The organism is Paenibacillus sp. J22P165, assembly GCF_059692015.1.
Window position 1 is genome coordinate 1 of record NZ_JCAUAP010000016.1, and the last position, 12,521, is coordinate 12,521.

Annotated in this window: 12 protein-coding genes; all 12 read left to right on the forward strand. The window is 47.1% G+C overall.

The window, feature by feature from the left end; all coding sequences use genetic code 11:
- Nucleotides 1-454: 454 nt before the first annotated feature.
- Nucleotides 455-1,504, forward strand: coding sequence for a stage II sporulation protein D (spoIID, locus tag AC58QM_RS30335; protein ID WP_497288497.1), 1,050 nt, complete (start codon nucleotides 455-457; stop codon nucleotides 1,502-1,504).
- Between the two features lie 82 nt (nucleotides 1,505-1,586).
- The gene (locus AC58QM_RS30340; RefSeq protein ID WP_497288498.1) at nucleotides 1,587-2,324 is read left to right on the forward strand and encodes a peptidoglycan DD-metalloendopeptidase family protein; all 738 of its coding nucleotides are present in this window, start codon (nucleotides 1,587-1,589) and stop codon (nucleotides 2,322-2,324) included.
- A gap of 244 nt (nucleotides 2,325-2,568) precedes the next feature.
- The gene (gene spoIIID / locus AC58QM_RS30345; RefSeq protein ID WP_057313422.1) at nucleotides 2,569-2,859 is read left to right on the forward strand and encodes a sporulation transcriptional regulator SpoIIID; all 291 of its coding nucleotides are present in this window, start codon (nucleotides 2,569-2,571) and stop codon (nucleotides 2,857-2,859) included.
- 174 nt (nucleotides 2,860-3,033) lie between these two features.
- Nucleotides 3,034-4,032, forward strand: a complete 999-nt coding sequence (locus tag AC58QM_RS30350) for a rod shape-determining protein (protein WP_310501097.1) — start codon at nucleotides 3,034-3,036, stop codon at nucleotides 4,030-4,032.
- 28 nt (nucleotides 4,033-4,060) lie between these two features.
- A complete protein-coding gene (locus AC58QM_RS30355) occupies nucleotides 4,061-4,954 on the forward strand; it encodes a flagellar hook-basal body protein (RefSeq protein WP_497288499.1) in 894 nt (297 codons plus the stop codon).
- 24 nt (nucleotides 4,955-4,978) lie between these two features.
- Nucleotides 4,979-5,845: a flagellar hook-basal body protein gene (locus tag AC58QM_RS30360; RefSeq protein WP_497288500.1), complete on the forward strand. Its 867-nt coding sequence runs from the start codon at nucleotides 4,979-4,981 to the stop codon at nucleotides 5,843-5,845.
- Nucleotides 5,846-5,870: 25 nt separating this feature from the next.
- The gene (locus tag AC58QM_RS30365) at nucleotides 5,871-6,089 is read left to right on the forward strand and encodes a DNA-directed RNA polymerase subunit beta (protein WP_310501094.1); all 219 of its coding nucleotides are present in this window, start codon (nucleotides 5,871-5,873) and stop codon (nucleotides 6,087-6,089) included.
- 213 nt (nucleotides 6,090-6,302) lie between these two features.
- Entirely contained in the window at nucleotides 6,303-6,821 is a 519-nt protein-coding gene (locus AC58QM_RS30370; protein ID WP_497288501.1) for a CDP-alcohol phosphatidyltransferase family protein, read from the forward strand.
- 159 nt (nucleotides 6,822-6,980) lie between these two features.
- Nucleotides 6,981-7,409, forward strand: a complete 429-nt coding sequence (gene fabZ, locus AC58QM_RS30375; protein WP_029195635.1) for a 3-hydroxyacyl-ACP dehydratase FabZ — start codon at nucleotides 6,981-6,983, stop codon at nucleotides 7,407-7,409.
- Between the two features lie 32 nt (nucleotides 7,410-7,441).
- Complete coding sequence (locus tag AC58QM_RS30380; RefSeq protein WP_497288502.1) at nucleotides 7,442-9,136, forward strand: phospho-sugar mutase; 1,695 nt, start codon at nucleotides 7,442-7,444, stop codon at nucleotides 9,134-9,136.
- A 184-nt stretch (nucleotides 9,137-9,320) separates the two neighbouring features.
- Nucleotides 9,321-11,372, forward strand: coding sequence for a DUF5693 family protein (locus AC58QM_RS30385; RefSeq protein WP_497288503.1), 2,052 nt, complete (start codon nucleotides 9,321-9,323; stop codon nucleotides 11,370-11,372).
- On the forward strand, nucleotides 11,345-12,478 hold the full coding sequence (gene csaB, locus AC58QM_RS30390; RefSeq protein WP_497288504.1) for a polysaccharide pyruvyl transferase CsaB: 1,134 nt from the start codon (nucleotides 11,345-11,347) through the stop codon (nucleotides 12,476-12,478). Before AC58QM_RS30385 ends, csaB begins: the two co-directional genes overlap by 28 nt.
- The last annotated feature ends 43 nt before the right edge of the window (nucleotides 12,479-12,521 follow it).

The following is a 12,521-nucleotide window of genomic DNA, read 5'->3' on the forward strand; positions in this document are numbered from 1 at the left end:
AACAAGGTCGAATAGCACAATTGGTTACATATCTCCCGCTCAATTTGAGCAGCTATACTACCAGCAGGTGGCTTAACTTAGTGACGTCCACTTTATTGACAGAAGAGCATTCTACAGCTAATTTCACGAGTTTTCGTTGATATGGCCGATTTAAGTAAATGTAACTGTAGTTTTTCCAGCTAATCAGCGTTTCTAGGCATATTTGGCGATAATAGATGGATGTTTTCCAGTTAATTAGAAACTAAGGGGCACATGTATTTGCACGTTCTAGCGTGCGCTGATATAGGCTCAGGCGTAGTAGATTCTGCACGCGTTTATCCACTTCTCCTATATCTCAACTCTAAATCCAATTCTCCACAGTCTCTTTCGAGTTCTATTCTAGCAACCCCTCTCATAAACTAAGACATACTAAACTTGCTGCTAGTAAACGCGCTTATGGAGGCTGTTCAGACATATGTTCAAAAAGAAACGCGTGATCAAAAAAGGAGTCATCCTGTGGATGGCTGTTTGCTTATCTTCTATGTTGTGTGTCACTATCATCGTGCCTGGATTGCTAGTCAAGAAGATTCCGAATGGTGAAGTTTGGCCCCCTGCCCCTATCGGAGGCACAGAAACGCAAGTAACAAACGCTGATCAAGGGTTGATGATTCCTGTGTATTTAACGAAACAGGCGACCGTACAAACCGTCCCACTAGAGCAATATGTAAGAGGGGTGCTAGCGGCCGAAATGCCAGTTGATTTCGAGCTGGAGGCACTCAAGGCGCAAGCGATGGCAGCGAGAACCTATGTCGTGCGCAGAGTCATAGAGAAGGACTATAGCAATATGCCAGTCGATGATGCACTTGTGACAGATACGGTTGCCCATCAAGCCTATCTGACAGATCAAGAGCTTCGAGAGAAGTGGGACAAGTCTAAGTATGAAGCGAATATAGCCAAAATCGATAGAGCAGTCAGCGAAACGAAGGATAAAATACTTACGTATGGACATGAACCCATCAACGCGACGTTTTTCTCAACAAGTAATGGATATACCGAGAATTCGGAGGAATATTGGCCTTTCAAAACCCCCTATCTACGCAGTGTGCCTAGCCCATGGGATATCAATCTCTCTTCACGCTATAAAGAGAGTGTTACGATTAACTACAAGACTATGCTTCAGAAGTTAGGTGTGCCTAGTATTTCCACCACAGATGCGAGCGCGAAGGGTATGAAGGTGCTAGCTTGGTCTACTGGTCATCGGATAAAAAGTATAACGATAGGCGGCAAGGTTTTCACAGGACGCGAGGTGAGAGAGAAGCTAGGCCTAGCATCCTCTCAATTTGCTTGGAAATGGGCAGGCTCTCAAATCACCTTCACCACGTACGGATATGGCCACGGTGTAGGCCTCAGTCAGTGGGGGGCCAACGGGATGGCGAAGGAAGGGAAGACCGCGGAAGAGATCGTAACCTACTATTATACGGGCATCTCTATCGAAAATGCGGCTACGATTCTCCATAAATCTTAAACTTTTATCGTTTCTATAAAAATATCTTTCTGGAAGTATAAAACCTTGGAATGTGTCAAGAATGGTTGATGAGGTGATAACCATGAGTGATAATAACAAAGGTTTTCAGAAAGAAGAAGCTCCTAAAACTGTTCAAGGAGCACAAGGTTCAACATCTGCATGGAAGAAATTGCTTGCTAAAAAATGGGTATTCCCAGCGACGTATGTGGCAGCAGCAGCAATTATCTTAACCTTAATGTGGGTGTACCAGGGAGCAGGAACGAAAACAGTCAGCCAAGATGAACTGGGTATTGAGGTTAGCAGCAATGAACAAACCGATAATCCGAAAGCACCACATGATGGGGCTGTCGCGGTTAACGGGACTACTGAAGCGATGCAATGGCCTGTAAAAGACAGAGCAGCTGTCGAAGTAGCAATTCCTTACTACGACACGAATGCATCCAATGAAGTGAAGACAGCAGCTATGATCGAATACCTCGATCAACTTACACCGCACACGGCAATTGACTTGAAAGCTAAAGATGGCGCAGCATTTGATGTGCTAGCGGCACTTGGTGGTAAAGTTACGGCTGTTGAGCAAAGCCCTGTTGTGGGTAAGCTGGTTGAAATCACACACAGCAATGGTTTGATCAGTATTTACCAAAGCTTATCTGATGTGAAGGTAACGAAGGGTGCAGAAGTGAAAAAAGGCGATGTCATCGCCAAAGCTGGCAGCAACGACTTCGAGAAGGAAGATGGCGTACACTTACACTTTGAAGTGCGTCAAGTTAGCGACAATGCAGCCGTTAACCCAGAAACCCTCTTGAATGTGAAACAGTAAGCCGAACTTCAAGCATATCGATACAGAGGCTAAGGCCTACATAAGTGAAAGGCAGCGGGAAATTCCTGCTGCTTTTTCATATTTTTTTTGCACATTTGGCCAGTTTGGGCACCTAAAGCTGATTTTCTTTAATTATTTTGAAAATAAATATGGGAAATGAGCTTGTCAGGCTTGGTTACGTAGAATATCTAGTCATGCCCCTCATATACTTTACCAAACTATCTCGAGTAGGGAGGCGAGGGGAGTGCACGATTACATCAAAGAGCGAACCATTAAGATTGGTACCTGTATCGTCGAGACCAAGAATACGGTTCGCACCATTGCTAAGGAATTCGGCGTTTCCAAAAGCACGGTGCATAAGGATTTGACGGAAAGATTACCGGAAATCAACCCAGACCTGGCCAATCAGGTGAAACACATCTTGGAGTATCACAAGTCCATCCGGCACCTTAGGGGAGGAGAAGCGACGAAAATCAAATATCGGAAGACCCGTAATCCTAAACTTTCCGAAGTCCTTGTTACGGTTAAGTCCTAAGATACCCTTCATCCCGAGATGTTTCCTGTGTTTCCTTTAACTGGGCGTGTCGAAATTTCACGGAAAAAGAGGAAAACATGCATTTATAGCGAATTTAGCTTATAATTAGAACTGTATATCAGAGCGCCGATTCTTCACGGGATGGACGGTAGGTTTAGGGAGGATTAATTAGAAATGTTCAGCAAGGATATTGGAATAGATCTCGGCACGGCAAATGTGCTTATTCATGTAAAAGGTCGCGGAGTTGTGCTTGATGAGCCATCCGTAGTTGCGATTGAAAGCGATACGAAACGCGTGTTGGCTGTTGGAGAAGAAGCCTTCCGCATGGTAGGTAGAACACCTGGTAACATTATTGCGATTCGTCCTCTTAAGGATGGTGTTATCGCGGATTTTGATATTACGGAAATGATGTTGAAGCACTTTATTGCAAAAATCGGGGGCAAGAATTGGTATTCTCATCCGAGAATACTGATCTGCGCCCCTACCAACATTACCTCGGTTGAGCAGAAAGCAATTCGTGAAGCGGCTGAGCGCAGCGGTGCCCGAGAGGTATTCATGGAAGAAGAACCGAAGGCAGCAGCAATTGGTGCCGGCATGGACATCTTCCAGCCTAGCGGTAACATGGTTGTAGATATTGGCGGAGGGACGACGGATGTTGCCGTATTATCCATGGGCGACATCGTCACCTCCTCTTCCATCAAGATCGCTGGGGACAAGTTCGATATAGCGATCATGAAGTATATCAAAAATAAGTACAAGCTGTTGATCGGTGAACGGACAAGCGAAGACATTAAGCTGAAAATTGGAACGGTATATCCACATGGGCGAGATCAAGAGATGGATATTCGCGGAAGAGATATGGTTTCTGGACTTCCATTGACGATTACGATCCACTCCAGCGAGGTACAGGAAGCACTATGGGATCCGGTTTCCTCGATCGTTACAGCAGCGAAGAGCGTTCTTGAGCGGACACCGCCAGAGTTATCTGCCGATATTATTGATCGTGGCGTTATTCTGACAGGTGGCGGTGCCTTGTTGCATGGACTTGATCAATTGCTTGCTGATGAATTGAAAGTGCCTGTACTTATCGCAGAAGATCCAATGTCTTGTGTTGTTAAAGGCACGGGGATTATGCTCGATAATTTAGATAAAGTAACCAAACGAAAATTTTAATCAATTACACTATCCAAGAGGTGACTAAATGTTAAGAGGACTTTATACCGCGGCGGCAGGAATGATTTCTGAACAACGCAGACACGATACCATAACGAATAATATTGCGAACTTGAATTCCCCAGGCTTTAAGCAGGGGAATGCCTTGTCGCGTTCGTTTCCAGAAATGCTTATTTCTACGATTCGCGGTGGACAAGGTGCCTCTCCAGCGCCGCTTGGGAAGATGAGTTTAGGCGTGTTTTCTGAGGAGAGTATCTCCGTTCATACGCAAGGTGATCTACAGGAAACACGCAATCCATACGACTTTGCGCTTGTGTCGAACATTCAATTGCCTGGAGTGACCTTTGATGCCACAGGGAAGTACGTGAATGAGGATGGGGAGCGTACGTTTCAACCTCAAGCCTTATTTACGGTGCTGAACGGGAATGGTGAACAGCGTTACTCGTTAAACGGGAAGTTCACTGTCGATACAGCAGGTCAACTTGTTAACGGCAATGGTGAACAAGTGCTGGGCAGAGATGGACAACCCTTGGTCTTGTTGGATGGAACTGGGCAACCGATTGTCAATTTTAAAGTAACGGCTAAGGGTGAGTTCTTGGACAGCGACGGTCGTCCCATACTGGATGCCGCTGGGGCACCGGTTGGTTTAATGCTTTCACGTGCAGAGAATCCGAATCTCTTGCTCCGCGAGGGGAACGGGTTGCTACGTATTAATCCGGGGGATGAAGCGACGATCACGCAAGTAGCGCCGGGCGACCAAGTTGAAGTGCGCCAAGGCTTTGTCGAGCGTTCGAACGTGGATTCCGCACAATCGATGGTCGATATGATGTCTGCATTGCGTGCCTATGAAGCCAATCAGAAGGTCATTCAATCCTATGATAAAAGTATGGACAAAGCAGCAAATGAAGTAGGACGCGTCTAAATCTAGCTTGAGAAGGGGCCAACCATGAACAATTCCATGATCAACTCATCGGTATCCATGCATAGCTTACAACAAAAGCTGGATATTCTCTCCAATAACATAGCTAATATAAATACGAATGGCTTTAAGAAGAAAGAAGCTTCCTTTGAGGATGTGTTGACGAACGTTCAAGCACAGCCTGAGGGGTTCCGCCAACAAGGCCGCTTCTCACCCCTTGGTTTTAACCAAGGATGGGGATCAAGGCTCGTGCAAATTCAGACGAATTTGGCACAAGGGCCGATCCAGTCGACGGGTCTTCCAACGGATTTCGCCATTCAAGGCGATGGCTTGTTTGAAGTTGCTGTCAGTAAAGTGGACGAGAACGGCAATCAAGTGTTCCAACCGGCTTGGACACGTAACGGGGCATTCAGCTTAACGCCAGATGGGCAGGGCGGGACGGTCCTTACGACGAAAGAGGGCCATTATGTTGCAGATATCAATGGCAGCCCGATTAATGTCCCATCAGGTATACGACCAGTCGTTGAGAAAGATGGCACAATTCAAGGCTATAATGAACAGGATCCAACAGCAGCACCTGTGACAATAGGTCAAATCAAGCTTGTACGGGTCGTGAGACCACAGCTCCTTCAAGATGTAGGAGATAATCTTTACACGCTTCCAACAGGGATTACGGCGGCTGAGAAGGCTAATATCCTGCAAGATGTGAATGGCGTGGCGGCAACCCAGGCGACTCGTGTTAGCTTATTGCAGGGCTTCCTAGAGCAATCCAATGTGACACTCTCGGATGAAATGACGGACTTGGTTGTCGTACAACGCGCGTTGCAGCTGAATTCCCGGGCCATCACATCCTCTGATCAGATGATGAACATGGCTAACAATTTACGCGCTTGATCGTAGAAAGGAAGGGATAGGCTCGATGACAGATAAGCCTGCTCCAGTTAAGAAGAAGCCAAGGCCGAAATGGCAGAAGATCCTATGGCTTATTTTCAAAATCATTCGCGTTCCCGTTCTAGCTCTTCTAGCGATCTATATTGGTTTATGGGTGGGCTACACGAAGCTGGGACAACAACCTTCATCAGAAATTTTACATATCAGCACTTGGCGGCATTTATACGATCTCGTTTTTGCTAATTAATTGAACTCCCGCTTGGGAGTTTTCTTTTCACTAATACAGGTATAGATCCATTTAATAAGTGCGTATTATGTTGAAATAAACCCATCCGTCCAAGAAGGGCGGTTAATGGTTTATTTTGTGTGCGAGCAGCGTTATAATGAGTACAGACTTCATCAGACTTGATCTACCAAATATTGAAATTTCGGATCGGATACTTAGCGCAGGAGGAGTACCTTGAATATACCGAACATGCTCACGATTAGCAGGTTTGTACTAATCCCCGTGTATCTCTTGCTTTTTTTAAATGGCCACATCCGAACCTCCTTCATCATTTTGCTTGTAGCCGGATTGACGGATATTTTAGATGGCTATATCGCTAGAACGCGCAAGATGATCACTCCCATGGGTGTCATGCTAGACCCGCTAGCAGATAAATGCATGATGATTGCGGTCATCCTCTCTCTCCTCATTTCAGAGATGATTCCTTGGCAGGCAGCAGTGGCCATGTTCATCCGTGACGCAGGCATGATTATTGGCTCCGCCTTCTTTCATTTTCGAGGCAAACTGACCGTTCCAGCGAACGTTATGGGGAAGCTGACGACGGTGCTCTACTATTTCGCCATCCTCTTTATTGTGTTTGAATTCACCTTCGCCATCACGTATTTATGGTATGTCATTGGGGTCTCCTTCTTAACATCCTTTATCTACATTTTCCAGTTCCTCCTATTAAATCGAGGAGAACGAGCGAAATAACGAAACGAAAAAAGAGCCTATGTAGGGGTCTGTTATACAGACCGTTACATAAGCTCCCCTTATATGAACCTTCACTTCTGCAGGACATGAAGGGACCTCCCTATTGTAAGTAATTCCCTTGTATTTTATACAAGTATTCGAAAGGAGCACGAACGCAAGATGCTAGATATTAATCAAATTCAAGAGATCATACCCCACCGCCCGCCTTTTCTACTGGTTGACCGTATTTTGGAAGTAGAAGAAGGAGTTAGAGCTGTAGGTATCAAAAATGTGACGATCAATGAACCTTTCTTCGCAGGACACTTTCCTGGTTATCCGGTGATGCCGGGGGTTTTGATTGTTGAAGCTTTAGCACAAGTTGGTGCTGTAGCCGTATTGTCCATGCCTGAATATAAAGGCAAAATCGGCCTGTTCGCAGGTGCAGACGGGATTCGTTGGCGTCAACAGGTTGTCCCAGGCGATACACTAACATTAGAAATGACAATCACACGAGTAAAAGGAACCATTGTCAAAGGTCAAGCTGTGGCTAAAGTTGGTGACAAAGTGGTAGTCGAAGGTGAGCTTATGTTCGCCCTTGCTAATAAATAGCCCATACATATAAAGGAGATGAACCTACGACGATGACGCGTGTACAAACAGAGTATCAATTATGGCTCCAAGACCCTGCTGTTGATGAGCAAACGAAGAAAGAACTTCAAGCTATCCAAGATGATGAGAGAGAAATTGAGGATCGCTTTTATAAAGATCTTGAATTTGGGACAGGCGGTCTGCGTGGGGTCATTGGCGCGGGTACCAATCGTATCAATGTATACACCGTGGGTCGTGCTAGCCAAGGCTTGGCGCAATATGTAAACGGAACAGGCGCGGCTAATCCGGCTATCGTTCTAGCGTATGATTCCCGCCATATGTCACCTGAGTTTGCTCTGGAATCTGCGCTAGTTTTTGCAGGTAACGGGATCAAGGCTTATTTGTTCCAGACGTTGCACGCGACACCGCAGCTATCTTTTGCTGTCAGATACTTAGGTGCAACAGCGGGCGTTGTGGTCACAGCGAGTCACAATCCGCCTGAATACAATGGGTATAAAGTATACGGTGCAGACGGCGGGCAGTTGGTTCCTGAGTTTGCAGAGCAAGTTATTGCTCACGTACAGAGCATTGATTCCTTCGATAAAGTAAAGAAGCTGTCTCAACAAGAAGCGGAAGCGCAAGGGTTGCTAGCTTGGTTAGGTGAAGAAGTTGATCAAGCTTACATCCAAGCTGTAACGGCTGTTAGTCAAAATCCAGACGTCATTAAAGAGATCAGCGATGATTTCCGTGTGATTTTCACGCCATTGCACGGAGCAGGAAATGTACCTGTTCGTGAGGTTTTGAAAGCTGTAGGGTTCGAGCAGGTGCGTGTTGTTGCTGAGCAAGAACTACCGGATGCACAGTTCTCCACGGTAAAATCGCCGAATCCAGAAGAGCGCGAAGCATTCATGCTAGCGATTGCACAAGCGAAGGATTGGAATGCCGATATTATCATCGGAACCGATCCGGATGCTGACCGTATGGGCGCTGTTGTGAAGGATACGAACGGTGATTATGTCGTGTTAACGGGTAATCAATCCGGCGCCATTATTGTGAATTATTTATTAGGGAGCATGAAAGAGCGTGGAACACTCCCTGCGAACGGCGTTGTGATCAAGACGATTGTAACTAGCGAAATGGGTGCGGTTATAGCGAACCATTACGGCATTCCAACACTGAATACCTTAACCGGCTTTAAATATATTGGCGAAAAAATGTCGCAATTCGAACAAACGGGTGAGTATACGTATCTGTTCGGCTATGAAGAGAGCTACGGCTACCTGGCTGGCAGCTACGCAAGAGACAAGGATGCGGTCATTGCAGCCATGTTAATCGCGGAAGCAGCGGCTTATTATAAGAAGCAAGGCAAGACCCTTTATGAGGTGCTGCAGGAGCTATACGAATCCTTTGGTTTCTTTTTGGAAAAACTGGAATCAAGAACACTCAAAGGCAAAGACGGCGTGGAACAAATTGGCCGCATGGTGGAAGCTTGGAGAACCAATCCGCCGTCTGAGATTAGTGGCACACGTGTCATTGCCGTAGAGGACTATGCACAAGGGATTCAAGGCTTACCTCGTGAGAATGTGCTGAAGTTCAAACTAGAAGATGGTTCGTGGTTCTGTTTGCGTCCGTCCGGTACAGAGCCGAAGATTAAATTCTATTTCGCAGTTCAAGCGGCAACAGGGCCTGAGGCTGCGCAGCAGCTAGACGGTATTATTCAATACGTACTTAATCGTGTAGACGGATAGTGCAATAGGTGTACAAAACCTCTTCAGAACCTAAATGAGGGATAGATCGTCTAATGGATGGCTGGATGTGAATTCTACCATGTATTGGGCGGTTTTCCCGTGCTTGGGGGCGGAGAGGTTTTCGAATGTATACGGCATTGGAAAGTAACTAAAAAAGTACATGCTCTAAGGAGTGGACGAACTGGTGAACTTGTATCAAACCTGGAATAACCCGTTAAGAAATATTTTGTGGTGGATCGTGATTTTGGGGATGCTGTGTTCTTTGCCGCTAGCTTATACACGTCACCAAACGGAAACGTCGGCGAATCAAGTGGAATTTGTTTTTGACTATCGTGATTTATTGGATATCTCCGATGTGCAGACGAACCCACAGAACTTTGTGAACACGGAGTTGAAGAACATGAAAGCCGCGGGCATAAGCTCGATGGCTGTTTATGAAAGTACATTAGGTGAGTTCAAGGAGAGCCGTCGCATTGAGATGTACAGCTCCCGTGACGCGGCCATGCTGACTCAAACACTAGGCGATCCTAGTGAGAACTACACGTATGTGTTATTCGCGGATAGCCAGACGCAGCAGAAGCTAGAGCCGCTAATCCAAAAAACATTCGCAGACCTTAAGGTGGGTGTAAAGCCGTGGAGCTTCAAAAACCGTAATGGTCTCATCATTCAAATGAGTTTAGATGATGCCTCCATCAAGGCGATGGATCCAGACCCGATCACGCTGCAAATGCTGAAGGATCAAGGTTTCCAAGTCGTCGTGCGGTTAGCGAATCGTAGACCATTCAACACGAATGAAATGGATGTCATGTTGAAGAAGTTCCATGATCTTGGTGTGAAGCGAATCATCGTGGACGGGAATGAAGTCCCCGGATACACGGAAGAGAATACGGAAGTAAATCTGAATAAAATGGCGGATTTGCTCAATAAGAACGGGATTGGACTTGCAGCGATTGAGTTGTTGAAGGAGCCGCAAAAAGGTTTCAGTACGCTAGCAAAACAAACGAATTATAATGTTGTGCGCCTACACTCTTTTACTGAGAAGGATGGCGAGAAACTGACAGAACCATTGAAAAAATCTGAGCTTGCGGATCGTGTGCAAGGGGTTTCAGATCGACTTGTTTTGGCTGTAAAAGACCGAAATATCCGCATGGTGTTTCTGAATGCCAAGCCAGTGAAAAGTTTAGATAAAGGGAAGCTAGTTGACCCGCTTTCGTCTTATTATGCAGCTTTGCAGGGGCCAGATGGCGCGATCCCTCGTATCCAAGAGGTAGGTTTTACTTTAGGACAAGCTGAGGCATTCGATGTACATACAACAGGTTGGCAGAAAATTGCTCGTTTCTTCTTGCTGATAGGTGGACTAAGCTTGATTGTATGGATGATTTCATTCTTTTTACCTGAATTGACGATTGTTTTCTTCGTTCTTGGTTTGCTTGGCCTTGTGGCATTACATACACTTTCAGCGAATATGTACGCGCAAGGACTTGCATTGGCGACATCGATTAGCGCGCCTAGTGTTGCGGTCATGCTAGCTATACGATCTGTACGATCGGGCGCTGCTGCAAAGTGGAAATCAGGATTAGCCTACGGGTTATGGCAACTGCTGCGAACTTCGCTCGTTTCCTGTATCGGTATTGTTTATGTTGTAGCATTGCTTAATCATGTAACATACTCCTTGGTGCTGCAGCAGTTCAGAGGGGTAGGGATGCTGCATTTGCTACCAATTGCCATAGTTGGTCTGTATCTCTTATTCTTTAGTGAGAATAATACGTATAAGGAAAAGGTCGCGAATATTCGAAAATTACTTTCTTCCTATATAAGTGTATTGTGGATTGTTATTGCAGGCGTAGGTCTTGCTGCTGTTTTCTATTACCTATCTCGTACGGGGAATGAAGGACAAGCTTCTTCTATCGAGAAGTTATTCCGTTCTTTCTTGGAAAATACATTAGGCGTACGCCCACGGACGAAAGAATTCTTAGTGGCTCATCCGATCTTCGTATTGGGTGCTTACTTGTCCGTTCGTTATCGTCATGCGGTGTACTTACTCTTCATCGGTGTCGTTGGTCAGCTTTCCTTGGTGGATACCTTTGCTCACTTGCACACACCGCTGCACATTTCCTTGATCCGTATCTTTTACGGACTTGTGCTAGGTGCAATCATCGGGCTAGTTCTCATTGCAGCTTGGGAAATTCTATCAAGGATGTGGAAACGATGGGCACAGCCCCAATTGTCAAAATAGCGTTATCCGGCTACTACGGTTTCGATAATAGCGGGGATGAGGCTGTGCTGCAGTCAATCTTGTTCGCTTTGCAGGAGCAAGGTCAGGCGCAGGGCATTCAGATTGAGCCTATCGTGCTTTCGGCTAATCCAGAGAAAACCTCGCAAATGTACGGAGTAAAGGCGTACCATCGAATGAAGCCAGGCTCATTGTTGAAGGCGCTGCGCGAATCGGACGGCTTAATCAGCGGGGGCGGTAGTCTCTTGCAGGATGCAACAAGCTCGAAGACGATTCCGTATTATTTAGCAGTATTGAAAATAGCGCAATGGCTCGGGAAGCCAACGTTTGTTTATTCGCAAGGCATCGGGCCGGTGAGCCGGCCGATGTTCTTTGGCTGGATCCGCAGCGTGTTTAAGCGCTGCGCGTTGGTGACAGTCCGCGACACGGAGTCTGCGGATCTGTTGGGGCGGATGCGCCTCCCGCGGGAGGGCATCACGGTTGTGCCCGACCCGGTGATGGGCTTGCCCCTCCGGGATGGTGGTGCAGACGCGCCTAGTGGTGGCGTGCCCGGTGGTGCTAGTGCGGTGCGGACGATCGGCGTGTCCGTCCGCTTCTGGAACGAGGACCGCTCGGAGCTGGAAGCTCTCGCGCGGTCCCTGCAAGAGCTGCTCGCAGCACGCACGGATGTGCAGCTGCGGTTCTTGCCCTTCCACCTCCCCTCGGATGAGGTGGCGTCGCAGTTCGTGATCGATCGCTTGGGCGATCACGGTGGTCGTGCGGAGATGGTGCGTGGCATCACGCATCCGCAGGATATGCTTGCGCAGGTCGCGGCGTGCGACCTGCTGATCGGGATGAGGCTGCATTCTTTGATTTATGCAGCCTCGCAGTTCGTGCCTATGGTGGGAATCTCGTACGATCCGAAGATCGACCAGTTCCTCCATAGGCTTGGTATGAAAGCTGCCGCATCGACAACTCGCTTCGATGCACAGGGGTTTACGGAGGAGGCGCTAGGCCTCCTCGATGCTCGCGAGCAGTGGGCGGCGTCAAGCCGCGCCGCCATTGAGCAGCTGAAGGCGCAAGCGCAGCTGCCCGCACAGCGGATCATTTCCTTTTACAAAAGGAAATAGGTAGCTTCCTACATACGTAGCGGAATGGAAGTTTGCTGCTTTT

Coding starts and splice junctions, on each gene's coding strand:
- AC58QM_RS30360 (WP_497288500.1), top strand. CDS start 4,979: ATGAACAATTCCATGATCAACTCATCGGTATCCATGCATAGCTTACAA.
- csaB (WP_497288504.1), top strand. CDS start 11,345: ATGGGCACAGCCCCAATTGTCAAAATAGCGTTATCCGGCTACTACGGT.
- fabZ (WP_029195635.1), top strand. CDS start 6,981: ATGCTAGATATTAATCAAATTCAAGAGATCATACCCCACCGCCCGCCT.
- AC58QM_RS30380 (WP_497288502.1), top strand. CDS start 7,442: ATGACGCGTGTACAAACAGAGTATCAATTATGGCTCCAAGACCCTGCT.
- AC58QM_RS30365 (WP_310501094.1), top strand. CDS start 5,871: ATGACAGATAAGCCTGCTCCAGTTAAGAAGAAGCCAAGGCCGAAATGG.
- AC58QM_RS30350 (WP_310501097.1), top strand. CDS start 3,034: ATGTTCAGCAAGGATATTGGAATAGATCTCGGCACGGCAAATGTGCTT.
- AC58QM_RS30340 (WP_497288498.1), top strand. CDS start 1,587: ATGAGTGATAATAACAAAGGTTTTCAGAAAGAAGAAGCTCCTAAAACT.
- spoIID (WP_497288497.1), top strand. CDS start 455: ATGTTCAAAAAGAAACGCGTGATCAAAAAAGGAGTCATCCTGTGGATG.
- AC58QM_RS30355 (WP_497288499.1), top strand. CDS start 4,061: ATGTTAAGAGGACTTTATACCGCGGCGGCAGGAATGATTTCTGAACAA.